The sequence below is a fragment of the Pseudomonas sp. WS 5021 genome (assembly GCF_012985535.1).
Taxonomy (GTDB): Bacteria; Pseudomonadota; Gammaproteobacteria; order Pseudomonadales; family Pseudomonadaceae; genus Aquipseudomonas.
In genome coordinates this window covers 1,151,668-1,166,833 of the sequence record NZ_JAAQWP010000001.1, presented here as the reverse complement: position 1 = coordinate 1,166,833, position 15,166 = coordinate 1,151,668, and the positions used below count along the sequence as shown (strand labels likewise).

General features: G+C 60.2%; 17 protein-coding genes. 14 read left to right on the top strand and 3 right to left on the bottom strand.

Annotated features, from left to right (window positions below; genetic code table 11):
• Positions 1 to 56: 56 nt before the first annotated feature.
• Positions 57 to 410, bottom strand: coding sequence for a hydroxyisourate hydrolase (gene uraH, locus HBO19_RS05455; RefSeq protein ID WP_057440709.1), 354 nt, complete (start codon positions 408 to 410; stop codon positions 57 to 59).
• A gap of 407 nt (positions 411 to 817) precedes the next feature.
• Between uraH and puuE the strand changes: the two genes are divergently transcribed.
• The 8 genes from puuE to HBO19_RS05415 all read left to right on the top strand — a co-directional run bounded on the left by puuE (position 818) and on the right by HBO19_RS05415 (position 8,058).
• On the top strand, positions 818 to 1,744 hold the full coding sequence (gene puuE, locus HBO19_RS05450) for an allantoinase PuuE (RefSeq protein ID WP_169952820.1): 927 nt from the start codon (positions 818 to 820) through the stop codon (positions 1,742 to 1,744).
• Positions 1,741 to 2,256 carry a 2-oxo-4-hydroxy-4-carboxy-5-ureidoimidazoline decarboxylase gene (gene uraD, locus HBO19_RS05445; protein WP_169952822.1) on the top strand — a complete coding sequence of 172 codons (516 nt, stop codon included), beginning with the start codon at positions 1,741 to 1,743 and terminating at the stop codon, positions 2,254 to 2,256. The genes puuE and uraD overlap by 4 nt, the downstream gene beginning before the upstream one ends.
• A gap of 81 nt (positions 2,257 to 2,337) precedes the next feature.
• Positions 2,338 to 3,333: an allantoicase gene (gene alc / locus HBO19_RS05440; RefSeq protein ID WP_170042683.1), complete on the top strand. Its 996-nt coding sequence runs from the start codon at positions 2,338 to 2,340 to the stop codon at positions 3,331 to 3,333.
• Between the two features lie 120 nt (positions 3,334 to 3,453).
• Positions 3,454 to 3,957, top strand: a complete 504-nt coding sequence (locus HBO19_RS05435) for an ureidoglycolate lyase (protein ID WP_099168728.1) — start codon at positions 3,454 to 3,456, stop codon at positions 3,955 to 3,957.
• Between the two features lie 51 nt (positions 3,958 to 4,008).
• Positions 4,009 to 5,307, top strand: a complete 1,299-nt coding sequence (locus tag HBO19_RS05430) for a urate hydroxylase PuuD (RefSeq protein WP_170057016.1) — start codon at positions 4,009 to 4,011, stop codon at positions 5,305 to 5,307.
• A gap of 198 nt (positions 5,308 to 5,505) precedes the next feature.
• Positions 5,506 to 6,849, top strand: a complete 1,344-nt coding sequence (locus tag HBO19_RS05425) for a nucleobase:cation symporter-2 family protein (protein ID WP_170057015.1) — start codon at positions 5,506 to 5,508, stop codon at positions 6,847 to 6,849.
• A 31-nt stretch (positions 6,850 to 6,880) separates the two neighbouring features.
• The gene (locus HBO19_RS05420; RefSeq protein WP_169952826.1) at positions 6,881 to 7,249 is read left to right on the top strand and encodes a hypothetical protein; all 369 of its coding nucleotides are present in this window, start codon (positions 6,881 to 6,883) and stop codon (positions 7,247 to 7,249) included.
• 23 nt (positions 7,250 to 7,272) lie between these two features.
• Positions 7,273 to 8,058, top strand: a complete 786-nt coding sequence (locus tag HBO19_RS05415; protein ID WP_169952827.1) for an outer membrane protein OmpK — start codon at positions 7,273 to 7,275, stop codon at positions 8,056 to 8,058.
• A gap of 123 nt (positions 8,059 to 8,181) precedes the next feature.
• Here HBO19_RS05415 and HBO19_RS05410 read toward each other — a convergent pair whose 3' ends face one another.
• Both HBO19_RS05410 and HBO19_RS05405 read right to left on the bottom strand, forming a co-directional pair.
• Positions 8,182 to 9,336, bottom strand: coding sequence for a patatin-like phospholipase family protein (locus tag HBO19_RS05410; RefSeq protein ID WP_169952830.1), 1,155 nt, complete (start codon positions 9,334 to 9,336; stop codon positions 8,182 to 8,184).
• Positions 9,337 to 9,372: 36 nt separating this feature from the next.
• Positions 9,373 to 10,305, bottom strand: coding sequence for a lipid A biosynthesis lauroyl acyltransferase (locus HBO19_RS05405; RefSeq protein ID WP_169952832.1), 933 nt, complete (start codon positions 10,303 to 10,305; stop codon positions 9,373 to 9,375).
• Between the two features lie 117 nt (positions 10,306 to 10,422).
• Between HBO19_RS05405 and minC the strand changes: the two genes are divergently transcribed.
• From minC to HBO19_RS05375, 6 genes are all read left to right on the top strand, one after another.
• On the top strand, positions 10,423 to 11,160 hold the full coding sequence (gene minC, locus HBO19_RS05400) for a septum site-determining protein MinC (RefSeq protein WP_038447253.1): 738 nt from the start codon (positions 10,423 to 10,425) through the stop codon (positions 11,158 to 11,160).
• 201 nt (positions 11,161 to 11,361) lie between these two features.
• Positions 11,362 to 12,174, top strand: a complete 813-nt coding sequence (gene minD, locus HBO19_RS05395; RefSeq protein ID WP_169952835.1) for a septum site-determining protein MinD — start codon at positions 11,362 to 11,364, stop codon at positions 12,172 to 12,174.
• A gap of 3 nt (positions 12,175 to 12,177) precedes the next feature.
• Positions 12,178 to 12,432: a cell division topological specificity factor MinE gene (gene minE / locus HBO19_RS05390; protein ID WP_169952837.1), complete on the top strand. Its 255-nt coding sequence runs from the start codon at positions 12,178 to 12,180 to the stop codon at positions 12,430 to 12,432.
• 96 nt (positions 12,433 to 12,528) lie between these two features.
• Positions 12,529 to 13,164, top strand: coding sequence for an RluA family pseudouridine synthase (locus HBO19_RS05385; RefSeq protein WP_169952839.1), 636 nt, complete (start codon positions 12,529 to 12,531; stop codon positions 13,162 to 13,164).
• A gap of 171 nt (positions 13,165 to 13,335) precedes the next feature.
• A complete protein-coding gene (locus HBO19_RS05380; RefSeq protein WP_170057014.1) occupies positions 13,336 to 14,625 on the top strand; it encodes a M18 family aminopeptidase in 1,290 nt (429 codons plus the stop codon).
• Positions 14,626 to 14,918: 293 nt separating this feature from the next.
• Entirely contained in the window at positions 14,919 to 15,095 is a 177-nt protein-coding gene (locus tag HBO19_RS05375) for a hypothetical protein (RefSeq protein ID WP_166647837.1), read from the top strand.
• Positions 15,096 to 15,166: the final 71 nt, after the last annotated feature.

The following is a 15,166-nucleotide window of genomic DNA, read 5'->3' as shown; positions in this document are numbered from 1 at the left end:
GTGTGAGCGGGCGAAACCAACGAAGAGCATTTGGGGGTGTGAAGCCAGGTGACGACTCAGCTACCGCGATAGGTGGAGTAGCTGTAGGGCGAAATCAGCAAGGGCACGTGGTAGTGATCCTGTTCGGCGCTGATGCCAAAACGCAGCACCACCACATCCAGGAACGCCGGCTGGGGCAATTGCACGCCACGGGCGCGGTAGTAATCCCCGGCGCTGAATTGCAGCTGATAGACACCACTGCGGTAGTCATCACCTTGCAGCAGCGGCGCATCGCAACGGCCATCGCTGTTGGTCAAGGTGCTGGCAACCAGTTCCAACTGCGCGCCTTCGACGCGGTACAGTTCAACCTTGATGGCGCTGCCTGGGCAGCCGTGCGCGGCGTCCAGTACGTGTGTGGTCAGTCGTCCCATGGATCGGAGCTCCCGTGTCATCGATTAATAAGAGGCCGCACCTTTGTGGGGCACTGAAAAAGCCGGCGATGGCTGATTAAGACACTTTCCAAAAAAATTGTACACAATAAATTCAACAACCACCCTCTCCCCCTGCCGGAGCCGGCTTGCCGACGATGACGGTATATCAGCCGCAGATAGGGCAGCAGCAAGAATGCAATCGCTGGTAAGACGCATCCTACAGGTGAGTTCGCATATTTTAGTTGACCAGTCGGGCAAGTTTCTTGCAAGGATAGGCCGGTGCGACCGTCTGGAAAAAATGCAGAAATACAGGCTTACAAAGTGCCCATTAAGTTGTATACAATCAGCCCATCGCTGTGACGCAACAGCCGCCACACCATCGATCACGAACAAGAAGGAAGACTGCAGTGAGCGCTGACTACCCACGCGACCTGATCGGTTACGGCAGTAACCCTGTGCATCCACACTGGCCAGGCAAGGCGCGTATCGCCCTGTCGTTCGTACTCAATTACGAAGAAGGCGGTGAGCGCAATATCCTGCACGGCGACAAAGAGTCGGAAGCCTTCCTCTCGGAAATGGTCTCGGCCCAGCCGCTGCAAGGCGCACGCAACATGAGCATGGAGTCGCTGTACGAATACGGCAGCCGTGCGGGCGTGTGGCGCATCCTCAAGCTGTTCAAGGAATTCGACATTCCGCTGACCATCTTCGCCGTGGCCATGGCCGCCCAGCGCCACCCCGACGTGATCCGTGCGATGGTCGCCGCCGGCCACGAGATCTGCAGCCACGGCTACCGCTGGATCGACTACCAATACATGGACGAGGCCCAGGAGCGCGAGCATATGCTCGAAGCCATCCGCATCCTCACCGAGCTGACCGGCGAGCGCCCACTGGGCTGGTACACCGGGCGCACCGGCCCCAATACGCGGCGGCTGGTGATGGAGGAAGGTGGCTTTCTGTATGACTGCGACACCTATGACGACGACCTGCCCTACTGGGAACCGAACAACCCGACCGGCAAGCCGCACCTGGTGATCCCCTACACCCTGGACACCAACGACATGCGCTTCACCCAGGTCCAGGGTTTCAACAAGGGCGACGACTTTTTCCAGTACCTCAAAGACGCGTTCGACGTGTTGTATGCCGAAGGGGCCGAGGCGCCGAAGATGCTCTCCATCGGCCTGCATTGCCGCTTGATCGGCCGCCCGGCGCGCCTGGCTGCCCTCAAGCGCTTTATCGAATACGCCAAGGGCCATGACCAGGTGTGGTTCGCCCGCCGTGTCGACATTGCCCGCCACTGGCACGACGTCCACCCTTTCCAGGGAGCCGCCAAATGACTGCTTTCCAGACCTTGAAACCGTCGACCCTGAGCCGCGACGAATTCGTCGCAGCCTTCGCCGACATCTACGAACATTCGCCATGGGTGGCCGAAAAGGCCTTCGACCTGGGCCAGGATGCCTCGATCGACCAGATCGAAACCCTGCACCAGCGCATGAGCGACATCCTGTTGAGTGCTGATCATCCAAGCCAACTGGCCCTGATCAACGCTCACCCGGACCTGGCAGGCCGTGCGGCCGTCCAGGGCCAACTCACCCAAGCCAGCACCGATGAGCAAGCTGGCGCGGGGATTCACCAATGCACGGCCGAAGAGTTCTCACGCTTCACCGAGCTGAACGATGCCTACAAGGCCAAGTTCAAGTTTCCCTTCATCATGGCGGTAAAAGGCAGCAACCGGCATCAGATCCTCAAAGCGTTTGAAACGCGCATCCACCACCCGGTCGACACCGAGTTCAAGTGCGCGCTGGCAGAGATCAACAAGATCGCGTTGTTCCGATTACTGACCCTTTAGCAAACCTGGCCCGAGCGTATCGATCAACGCCCAGGGCCTGGCAAGCATCCCAAGCCACTCTATCTAAGGCAGACAAGAAGAATGAAAGCTTACGCCGTACCTTTCGAAAAGTTCGTCAACCTGGCCGACGCCCGCCTGGGCACCAAGATCATCTCGGTGACCGATGACTGGTTCGCCGACGCCAACCGACTGTTCCAGCCGACCCCGGCCGTATGGAAGGAGGGCGTTTTCGATGATAACGGCAAGTGGATGGACGGCTGGGAGTCACGCCGCAAGCGCTTCGAAGGCTTCGACAGCGCGGTGATCCGCCTGGGCGTACCGGGCTCGATCAAGGGCGTGGACATCGACACTTCATTCTTCACCGGCAACTTCCCGCCATCGGCGTCCCTGGAAGGCTGCTTCTTGGCTGCGGGCGAACCCGATGCCAACACTCAGTGGGTTGAAGTGCTGTCTGCCGTTGAGTTGCAGGGCAATAGCCATCACTTCCACGAGATCAATAACGACCAGGCGTTCAGCCACCTGCGCTTCAACATCTACCCGGATGGTGGCGTGGCCCGTCTGCGCGTGTACGGCATTCCGTTCCGCGACTGGTCGGCCGTGGGCGACAACGAACAAGTGGACCTGGCCTCCTCCCTCAATGGCGGGCGTGCGCTGGCCTGTTCCGACGAACACTTCGGGCGCATGGGCAACATCCTCAACCCGGGCCGTGGCATCAACATGGGCGATGGCTGGGAAACTGCCCGTCGTCGCACGCCAGGCAACGATTGGGTGATCGTCGCGCTGGGGCATGCCGGCGAGATCGACAAAGTGGTGGTCGACACCCTGCACTTCAAAGGCAACTACCCGGACACCTGCTCGATCCAGGGCGCGTTCGTCAAGGGCGGTACCGACAGCCAGATCGAGACCCAGTCGCTGTTCTGGCGTGAATTGCTGCCAGCACAGAAGCTGGAAATGCACGCCGAACACACCTTTGCCGAGCAGATCAAGGCACTGGGCCCGATCACCCACATCCGCCTCAACGTATTCCCTGATGGTGGTGTGAGCCGCCTGCGGGTGTTCGGCAAGGTCGCTAAGTAAGCGGTGAACCCAATCGCGGGCAAACCCGCTCCCACATTTGCAATGCATTCCCCTGTGGGAGCGGGCTCGCCCGCGATAGCAATAGACCAGACAACACAGAACTCGGATAAGAAGACAGCCATGCGCACACTGATGATCGAACCCTTGACCAAAGAAGCCTTCGCCCCCTTCGGAGACGTTATCGAAACCGATGGCAGCGATCACTTCATGATCAACAACGGCTCGACCATGCGCTTTCATAAACTGGCGACGGTAGAAACCGCCACGCCAGAAGACCACGCCATCATCAGCATCTTCCGCGCCGACGCGCAGGACATGCCGCTGACCGTGTGCATGCTGGAGAGACACCCGCTGGGCAGCCAGGCCTTTATCCCGCTGCTCGGCAACCCCTTTCTGATCGTGGTCGCGCCCGTTGGCGATGCACCTGTATCAGGCTTGGTCCGCGCCTTCGTCACCAACGGCAGGCAGGGCATTAATTACCATCGCGGCGTCTGGCACCACCCGGTGCTGACGATCGAAAAGCGGGATGACTTCCTGGTGGTTGATCGCAGTGGCACAGGCAATAACTGCGATGAGCATTTTTTCAAAGAGGATGAGCGGTTGATCCTCGCCCCCCACCAATAAGAGAAGGTCCGATCACCCGACAACAAGGGTGACGGGCGAGAGGTAAAGACTGTGGAAGCACATCTGTTGGAATGGCTGAACCTTAGCGTGCGCTGGGTTCATATGATCACTGGCGTGGCCTGGATCGGTGCGTCTTTCTATTTTGTCTGGCTGGAAAACAACCTCAACCGCGTCAACCCCAAAAACGGCCTGGCTGGCGATTTATGGGCGATCCACGGTGGCGGTATCTACCACCTGGAAAAATACAAACTGGCCCCGCCGACCATGCCGGACAACCTGCACTGGTTCAAATGGGAAGCCTATTTCACCTGGATGTCAGGCGTCGCGCTGCTCTGCGTGGTGTTCTATCTCAACCCGACGCTCTACCTGCTGGCTCCCGGCAGCAGCCTGAGCGGCACCGAAGGCGTGTTGCTGGGCATTGGCTCACTGTTCGCTGGCTGGTTCATCTACTCCTTTCTCTGCGACTCGGCCCTGGGCAAACGCCCTGCCCTGCTCGGTTTTATCCTGTTCATCCTGTTGATCGGCGCGGCCTACGGCTTCAGCAAGGTGTTCAGCGGGCGCGGTGCGTACCTGCATGTGGGGGCGATCATCGGCACCATCATGGTCGGTAACGTGTTCCGCATCATCATGCCGGCCCAGCGCGCGCTGGTGGCAGCGATTGCAGAAAACCGCACGCCAGACCCGGCACTGCCGGCCAAGGGCCTGCTGCGTTCACGACACAACAACTACTTCACCCTGCCCGTGCTGTTCATCATGATCAGCAACCACTTCCCCAGCACCTACGGCAGCCAGTACAACTGGTTGATCCTGGCCGGGATCGCGGTGGCGGCGGTGTTGGTGCGGCACTACTTCAACACCCGTCACGACAGCCAGAAATACGCGTGGACCCTGCCGGTCGGCGCCCTGGCGATGATCTGCCTGGCCTATGTCACAGGTCCAAAACCCGTGGCTACCGCACCGGACGTGGCCAAGGCGCCAGCGGCCATCGAGTACCAGCCATTGCCGGAAACGGCGCTGGGTGGCGGCCTCAAGCCAGCAGCCCCCGCCGCGCCAGCACCGGCGGCAGAAGCGGCGCCGGCCCAGGCCTCGACGGATTTCGGCAAGGTCCACAGCGTGATTGAACAACGTTGCACCGTATGCCATTCGGCCAAGCCCACCAGCCCGCTGTTCAGTGCCGCGCCGGCCGGGGTGATGTTCGATACCCCGGCGCAGATCCAGCAGCAGGCGGCGCGCATCCAGGCGCAGGCGGTTGCCAGCCAGATCATGCCGCTGGGCAACATCACCCAGATGACCCAGCAGGAGCGGGAGTTGATTGGTAGTTGGATCAATCAAGGAGCCCGTACCAATTAACTGATTAGCGCAGATCAAACTGTAGGAGCTGGCTTGCCTGCGATAGCGGTGTATCACGCACCGGAAGGGGTGAATGAACCACCGCTATCGCAGGCAAGCCAGCTCCCACATTTGCAATGTGCAGTGTTTTGAAGATTGGGTTTCACCTGGCAATTGACTGCCAAACAACACAAAAATAAAAAAGATCCGAGGTGTTGCATGTCCCAGTTAGAACCGCAGACTCCTGCCGTACCCGCCATGGTGCGGCTGCCCCTTTTGCAACTGATCCTGGTAGGCCTGCAACATGTACTACTGATGTACGGCGGCGCCGTGGCCGTGCCTCTGATCATCGGGCAAGCCGCAGGCTTGAGCCGTGAAGAAATCGCCTTTCTGATCAACGCCGACCTGCTGGTGGCGGGGATCGCCACCATGGTCCAGTCCTTTGGCATCGGCCCGCTGGGCATCCGCATGCCGGTGATGATGGGCGCCAGTTTTGCCGCCGTCGGCAGCATGGTCGCCATGGCGGGCATGCCGGGTATCGGCCTGCAAGGGATCTTCGGCGCGACCATCGCCGCCGGGTTCTTTGGCATGCTCATCGCGCCCTTCATGTCCAAGGTGGTGCGCTTCTTCCCACCGTTGGTGACCGGTACCGTGATCACGGCCATCGGTCTTTCGTTGTTTCCAGTAGCCGTGAACTGGGCAGGCGGCGGCGCCACTGCCGTGCAGTTCGGCTCGCCGATCTACCTGGCCATCGCCGGCCTGGTACTCGCCACCATCTTGCTGATCAACCGGTTCATGCGCGGCTTCTGGGTCAATATCTCGGTATTGATCGGCATGGCCCTGGGCTACGCCTTGTGTGGATTGCTCGGCATGGTCGACCTCGGCGGCCTGGAACAGGCGCCGTGGCTGCAAGTGGTCACGCCTTTGCACTTCGGCATGCCCACGTTCGAATTGGCGCCAATCCTGTCGATGTGCCTGGTGGTGGTGATTATCTTTGTCGAGTCCACCGGCATGTTCCTCGCGCTGGGCAAGATCACCGGCCAGGAAGTCACCCCGAAGATGCTGCGTCGCGGCCTGCTGTGCGATGCCGGCGCGTCGTTCTTTGCCGGGTTCTTCAATACCTTCACCCACTCCTCGTTCGCCCAGAACATCGGCCTGGTGCAAATGACCGGTGTGCGCTGCCGTTCGGTGACGATCATGGCCGGGGCCTTTTTGGTTGTCCTGAGCTTGCTGCCCAAGGCGGCGTTTCTGGTGGCATCGATTCCTCCTGCGGTGCTGGGCGGCGCGGCCATCGCGATGTTCGGCATGGTGGCAGCGACCGGGATCAAGATCCTGCAGGAAGCCGACATTGCCGACCGTCGTAACCAGTTGCTGGTGGCGGTCAGCATCGGCATGGGCCTGATCCCGGTGGTACGCCCGGAGTTCTTCGCCCAGTTGCCCCTGTGGATGAGCCCGATTACCCATAGCGGCATCGCCATGGCCACGCTTAGTGCGTTGTCGCTGAATGTGTTGTTCAACATTCTGGGCGGCTCAGAACGCCCCGCAGTCGCCCATACGCATTGATTCCTTCGTTACTCGAACAGGGAATATCAACATGCACACCACAGACTTGGGGCCGGCCACACGCTGTGCCCCATTCTCGCCCCCTGCGCTCTTTTACAGCGCACTTGAGCACAGGCTCTGGAGCCAGTATTCTCCGCGCCCGCTCGAATCGACTCAAAAAAAAACAGCGAATGTAAAAGCTGACTTAAAGGCCAACTTATCCCGGCCTTATGTCTGCTGCCAAAGTGCGCAAAAGTCCTCTGAACCCGACTGCATACCATGTAGCCGACGGGGATTTTTTGGCTTTTCAAACACTTTGGCGCAGCTCTTGCTAAAAGCATTAAAGCTGACCGAACAGACGATTTTTGCAGCGAACCAAAAGGCGCCACACCAGAGCGCCTGCGTAGAAGAAAAACCATAAAACTTTAGCTCGGGAGCAACCGAATGAAACGTACCGTGAACAGCCTGATGTTGGCCGGATCCCTGCTGGCCGGGGGCCAGGCAATGGCGGGTGACCTGCTGCAGTGGCAGAACAACAGCCTGACTTACCTGTGGGGCAAGAACTTCAAAGTCAACCCAGAGATCCAGCAAACCGTCACCTTTGAACATGCCGATGCGTGGAAGTACGGCGACAACTTCTTCTTCCTCGACCGTATCTTTTACAACGGCAAGGAAGACGGCAATGTCGGCCCTAATACTTACTACGGCGAGTTCAGCCCACGGCTGTCGTTTGGCAAGATCTTCGATAAAGACTTGTCCTTCGGACCGATCAAAGATGTATTACTGGCGTTCACCTACGAGTTCGGCGAAGGCGACAACGAGTCCTACCTGGTAGGCCCGGCATTCGACCTGAACATCCCGGGCTTCGACTACTTCCAGTTGAACTTCTACCAGCGCCAGACCGAAGGCAATCGCCCCGGTGACGGTGTATGGCAGATCACGCCGGTATGGTCGTACACCATTCCCGTGGGCAACTCCGACGTGCTGATCGACGGCTTCATGGACTGGGTGGTGGATAACGACAAAAACGCCCGTGGCACTTATCACGCCAACTTGCACTTCAACCCGCAGGTCAAATATGACTTGGGCAAGGCCATGAACTGGGGCGCCAAGCAGTTGTATGTCGGTTTTGAATACGACTACTGGAAGAACAAGTACGGGATCCAGGACAGCGGCGCGTTCGAGACCAACCAGGATACGGCCAGCCTGTTGGTCAAGTACCACTTCTAAGGCCCAACACGCCCCCTGTGGGAGCGGGCTTGCCCGCGATAGCGGAGTGTCAGCCAGCCTAATTATCGGCTCAATCACCGCCATCGCGGGCAAGCCCGCTCCCACACAAGCCTGCTCCCAGATTCAGTTCGGGGTCAGGCCCAGGAACCGTTGCAACTCCTCGCGCTTGGCCAACGCATCCCGCCGCCCCAACTCGATCAACTCGCTGCAATACCCCGCCTCGAACAACAGATAGCTGAGCACCCCCGCCCCGCTGGTCTTGGTCGCCCCTGGCCCACGCAAAAACAAACGCAGTGCCGCCGGCAGCTCCTGGCGATGGCGGGCGGCGATCTCGTCGATGGGCTGGCTCGGTGCAATCACCAACACTTCGACCGGCGAAAGCCCGCGCGCGGCGCTGTCGGCCGGTTGCAGATGGGCGAACTGGTTGAGGCGCTCCAGCAACTCGATATCACTCTCAAGGCTGTCAATGAACGTGCTGTTGAGCATATGCCCACCGATCTGCGCCAGGGTCGGCTCCTGGCCGGTATAGGTGCGTTGCTGCGGCGCCGAAGGGTCGATGGAGCGCGGGTTGCCACTGACCCCCACCACCAGCACCCGGCTGGCCCCCAGGTGCAACGCCGGGCTGATGGGTGCCGATTGCCGGACGGCGCCATCGCCAAAATATTCCTGGTCGAGTTTGACCGGTGCGAACAGCAACGGGATCGCCGAGCTGGCCAGCAGGTGCTCCACGGTCAACTGCGTGGGCAGGCCAATGCGCCGGTGGCGCAGCCAGGCGTCGATGGTGCCGCCGCCCTGATAGAACGTCACCGCTTGCCCCGACTCATAGCCAAACGCCGTTACCGCGACGGCATGCAGGTGTTTGTTGCGGATGGCCTCGTTGATGCCTTCGAAGTGCAGCTTCTCTTGCAGCAATTCGCGCAAAGGCGAACTGTCGAGCAGCGCCACCGGCACCGGTGCCCCCAGCCCCAGCAGGCTGCGGGCCAGGAAGCGAGTGGCCTGGTGAATCACCCCCGGCCAATCGCTGCGCAACACCAAGTGGCTGCGAAAGCCCTGCCAGAACGCCGTAAGGCGGGCGATGGCGGCGCCAAAATCCATGGCGCCACTGGCCAGGCTCACCGCATTGATCGCCCCGGCCGAGGTGCCGACAATCACCGGAAAAGGATTGGCAGCCCCCGGCGGCAACAATTCGGCAATCGCCGCCAGTACCCCCACCTGATACGCCGCACGCGCCCCACCGCCGGAAAGAATCAAGCCTGTGACCGGTTCAGTTGGGCGCATTGCATAACTCCATGGGCTGCGGGGAAATCCGTTTGTTCAGCGGCGTTTTTCGTACAACTTGGGTTCGCCCGGTGGCCGGCTCTTGAAGCGGCGATGGGCCCACAGGTATTGCTCGGGGCACTCGCGTACCGCGGTTTCCACCCATTGGTTGATGCGCAGGCAATCGACTTCGTCGGATTCGCCGGGGAAGTCGCGCAACGGCGGATGAATCACCATGCGGTAGCCGCTGCCATCGGCCAGGCGCTGCTGGGTAAATGGCACCACCAACGCCTTGCCCAGGCGCGCGAACTTGCTGGTGGCGGTAACGGTAGCGGCCTGGATGCCGAACAACGGCACGAAAATGCTCTGCTTGGCGCCATAGTCCTGGTCCGGCGCGTACCAGATCGCCCGGCCGGCGCGCAGCAGCTTGAGCATGCCGCGCACGTCTTCGCGCTCGACCGCCAGGGAATCAAGGTTGTGGCGCTCGCGGCCCCGGCGCTGGATAAAGTCGAACAACGGGTTGCCGTGCTCACGGTACATGCCATCGATGGTGTGCTTTTGGCCCAGCAAGGCCGCGCCGATCTCCAGGGTGGTGAAATGCAGGGCCATGAGGATCACGCCCTTGCCTTCCAGTTGCGCCTGCTTGAGGTGCTCCAGACCTTCGACGTGGGCCAGGCGTGCCAGGCGCTGTTTGGACCACCACCAGCTCATGGCCATCTCAAAGAAGGCGATGCCAGTGGACGCAAAGTTTTCCTTGAGCAAATGTTTACGCTCCTGGGCAGACAGGTGCGGGAAGCACAGCTCCAGGTTTCGCGCAGCAATGCGCCGGCGCTCACCGGCCACCCGGTACATAAACGCACCCAGCACACGACCAATTCCCAGCAGCACCCGGTATGGCAACTGAGTGATCAGCCATAGCAGGCCGAGCCCCAGCCACAGGAGCCAGAAACGCGGGTGAAAAAATACAGCTCGAAAACGCGGGCGATCCATTACAGATTCCGGTAAAGACAGGGCCGCGCATTCTACAACGGTTCGACCCGGCTTGCGGCTAGCGGTTGTTCTCGTTATAAGTCTCGACACTTTTCGTGACAAGCCGCTTTGCCGACCATGAGCCAAACCGAATCGCTAGACCAAGATCCCGTCTTCCAGCTCAAAGGCAGCATGCTCGCCATTACTGTGCTGGAACTGGCCCGTAACGACCTTGATGCCCTGGACCGCCAGCTCGCTGCCAAGGTTGCCCTGGCCCCGAATTTCTTCAACAACGCGCCGCTGGTGCTGGCCCTGGACAAATTGCCGGCCGGCCAGGGCGCGGTTGACCTGCCCGGGCTGATGCGTGTTTGCCGCCAGCATGGCCTGCGCACCCTGGCCATTCGCGCCAGCCGTATCGAAGACATTGCGGCAGCCATCGCCATTGAACTGCCAGTACTGCCACCGTCCGGCGCCCGCGAGCGTGTGCTCGACCCGGTGGAAGGCGAAGTGAAGAAAAAACCGGAAAAACCGCCAGAGCCGACGATCAAGCCTACAAGGATCATCACCTCCCCCGTACGCGGCGGGCAGCAGATTTACGCCCAGGGCGGCGACCTGGTAGTGGTCGCCCCGGTCAGTCCCGGCGCGGAACTTCTCGCCGATGGCAACATCCATGTATACGGCCCCATGCGCGGTCGGGCACTGGCTGGGGTCAAGGGCGATACCAAGGCAAGGATTTTCTGCCAGCAATTGAGCGCTGAGCTGGTATCCATCGCCGGCCAGTACAAGGTTTCGGAAGATTTGCGCCGTGATCCGCTATGGGGGGCCGGGGTACAAGTCAGCCTGTCGGGCGATGTGTTGAACATCATCCGTCTTTAACGGATACTGCCGCATTTTCCAAGCATCTCTGGACTCTGATAGCACAGCGAAACCGGCAAGACTTGCGTAGGAATAATTGAAAGTTGGCGTTTCCCCTACGGGAAGCACATCTTTTTCCTACGAAGGCTGTCCGCCTGCAGCGAGTTTCAAGAGATGTTTTTCAGGGACTGAGAGGTCCTTTTTCCTTAGGGGTGAAACACCTTGGCCAAGATTCTCGTGGTTACATCCGGCAAGGGTGGTGTGGGTAAGACCACCACCAGCGCCGCTATCGGTACCGGCCTCGCTCTGCGCGGCCACAAGACAGTCATCGTCGACTTCGACGTCGGTTTGCGTAACCTCGACCTGATCATGGGCTGCGAACGCCGCGTGGTGTACGACTTCGTCAACGTGGTCAACGGCGAAGCAACCCTGCAACAAGCACTGATCAAGGACAAGCGCCTGGAGAACCTTTATGTTCTCGCCGCTAGCCAAACCCGGGACAAGGACGCCTTGACCCTGGAAGGCGTTGAAAAAGTCCTGATGGACCTCAAAGAGCAATTTGAGTTTGTTATCTGCGACTCTCCAGCAGGTATCGAGAAAGGCGCCCAACTGGCCATGCACTTCGCCGATGAAGCGATTGTGGTGACCAACCCCGAGGTGTCGTCGGTACGCGACTCCGACCGCATGATCGGCCTGCTGTCGAGCAAGTCTCGCCGCGCCGAAAAAGGCGAAGACGCAATCAAGGAACACCTGCTCCTGACCCGCTACAACCCCGAGCGCGTCCAGAGCGGCGAAATGCTTGGCGTTGAGGACGTCGAGGAAATCCTCGCCATTCGCTTGCTGGGGGTGATTCCTGAGTCTCAAGCGGTACTGAAAGCTTCAAACCAAGGCGTACCGGTCATTCTTGATGACCAAAGTGATGCCGGCCAAGCCTATAGCGATGCAGTCGATCGCTTGCTGGGCAAAGAAGTTGCCCATCGGTTCCTTGCTGTCGAGAAGAAAGGATTCTTGGCACGCCTGTTTGGAGGCAATTGAACAATGAGTATTTTTGACTTCTTTCGCTCAACCAAAAAACCTAGCACGGCGTCGGTAGCGAAAGAGCGTCTACAGATCATCGTGGCGCACGAACGCGGCCAACGCAGCACCCCGGACTACCTGCCAGCCTTGCAGAAGGAACTGGTGGAGGTGATCCGCAAGTACGTCAATATCGGCAACGATGACGTGCATGTCGCCCTGGAAAACGACGGCAGCTGCTCGATTCTGGAACTCAATATCACCCTGCCTGATCGTTGATCGAACAGGCGGTCGCCACGGCGGCTCCGTCACCCTGATCCCCTTTGGGGAACCGGGTGGCCGAGCCGCCGTTGGCGTTTGTTACGAGGCTGTTTAATGCCGTTGTCCAATATCCATATCCTTCACCAGGATGACGCTGTCCTGGTGGTGAACAAGCCTACCCTGTTGCTGTCGGTGCCAGGTCGCGCCGACGACAACAAGGACTGCCTGATCACCCGCCTGCAGGAAAACGGTTACCCAGAGGCGCGTATCGTTCATCGCCTGGACTGGGAAACGTCGGGAATCATCCTGCTGGCCAGGGATGCCGACAGCCACCGCGAACTGTCGCGCCAGTTTCACGACCGCGAAACCGAAAAGGCCTACACCGCCTTGTGCTGGGGCCAGCCGGAACTGGACAGCGGCAGCATCGACCTGCCGCTGCGCTATGACCCACCGACCAAGCCGCGGCATGTGGTGGACCACGAGTTCGGCAAGCATGCGCTGACTTTCTGGAAAGTCTTGGAGCGTTGCGGGGATTGGTGCCGGGTGGAACTGACGCCGATTACCGGGCGCTCGCACCAACTGCGGGTGCATATGCTGTCCATCGGCCACCCGTTGCTCGGTGATGGCCTGTATGCCCACGAACAGGCCCTGGCCGCCTGGCCACGGCTGTGCCTGCACGCGAGCATGCTGAGCTTCACCCACCCGCAAAGCGGCGAGCGCTTGCGGTTCGAGTGCCCTGCGCCGTTCTAATCGGTAAACGCAATTAAAATGTGGGAGCGGGCTTGCTCGCGAATGGGGTGGATCAGTTAGCTTATTGCGCGACTGACACACCGCATTCGCGAGCAAGCCCGCTCCCACATTTGTTCTGTGCACTTATCACATCGGACGGTAAACTCGCGCCATTGCTGTCTGGAGCTACTTATGCGCGAAGCGTTGAACCAAGGCCTGATCGACTTCCTCAAGGCCTCTCCCACCCCCTTTCATGCCACTGCGGCCCTGGCCCAACGCCTGGAAGCCGCCGGTTTCCAGCGCCTCGACGAACGTGAGACCTGGACCACCGAGACCAACGGTCGCTACTACGTGACCCGCAACGACTCCTCGATCATCGCCTTCAAGATGGGCCGCCAGTCGCCCTTGCACGACGGCATCCGCCTGGTCGGCGCCCATACCGACAGCCCGTGCCTGCGGGTCAAGCCGCAACCTGAGCTGCAACGCCAGGGCTTCTGGCAACTGGGCGTGGAAGTCTACGGCGGCGCGCTGCTGGCACCGTGGTTCGACCGTGACCTGTCCCTGGCCGGCCGCGTGACGTTCCGGCGTGACGGCAAGGTCGAAAGCCAGTTGATCGATTTCAAGCTGCCGATTGCCATCATCCCCAACCTGGCCATCCACCTGAACCGTGAAGCCAATCAGGGCTGGGCGATCAATGCCCAGACCGAGCTGCCGCCGATCCTTGCGCAGTTTGCCGGTGATGAGCGCGTGGACTTCCGCGCCGTACTCACCGACCAACTGGCCCGCGAACATGGGTTGAATGCTGATGTGGTGCTCGACTACGAGCTGAGTTTCTACGACACCCAAGGCGCAGCGGTGATTGGCCTGCATGGCGACTTTATCGCCGGCGCCCGCCTGGACAACCTGCTGTCGTGCTACGCCGGCCTGCAAGCCCTGCTCACCAGTGAAACCGACGAAACCTGCGTGCTGGTGTGTACCGACCACGAAGAAGTCGGCTCCTGCTCGGCCTGTGGTGCCGACGGGCCGATGCTGGAGCAGACCCTGCGTCGTCTGCTGCCTGAAGGTGACGAGTTCGTACGGGCCATTCAGAAGTCGCTGCTGGTGTCTGCCGACAATGCCCACGGCATCCACCCCAACTACGCCGACAAGCACGACGCCAACCATGGCCCGAAACTCAATGCCGGCCCGGTGATCAAGGTCAACAGCAACCAGCGCTACGCCACCAACAGCGAAACCGCCGGATTCTTCCGCCACCTGTGCATGGCCGAAGAAGTGCCGGTACAGAGCTTCGTGGTGCGCAGTGACATGGGCTGTGGCTCGACCATCGGCCCGATCACCGCCAGCCACCTGGGCGTGCGCACCGTAGATATCGGCCTGCCGACATTCGCCATGCATTCGATTCGTGAACTGTGCGGCAGCCACGATTTGGCGCATCTGGTGAAGGTGCTGAGTGCGTTTTATGCGAGCCGCGACCTGCCCTGAGAGGGGCGGCGCTTGCCCTAATGCCGATCAGTTCTCAAAGCAGCGAAGATCAAATGTGGGAGCGGGCTTGCTCGCGAAGACGTCCGCCCAGCAAACATTGATGTTGACTGACCCACCGCTTTCGCGAGCAAGCCCGCTCCCACCGGGGATCTGCGCTTAACTGAACGGCATTAGGGCTTGCCCGCGATGGCGATTCCCAGCGCACTGCGGCGCTATCTGACACACATCAAGGCACCCCGCGCCAATCCAGCCTAGACTGACCATCATCCCTCAACGACAAGGCCGTCCCCACCATGATCCCGATGTCCGCCTTCCACGCCATGCTTATCCCCATCCTCACGGGCATGATCCTGCTGGCCGTTGGCTTCAACTTCCGCGACAAGAACCTTGGTGTGTTTGGCATGTGGGTCGGCATGCTGCTGATCCTCGGCACCATCGTCTACCGGATCCTCGCGAAACTGGCCGAATAACAAATGCACTCGCATTGGGCATAGCGCCCTCGTACACTCGGTCGATCTGTCGTTTCCAAGGTTGACCGCCT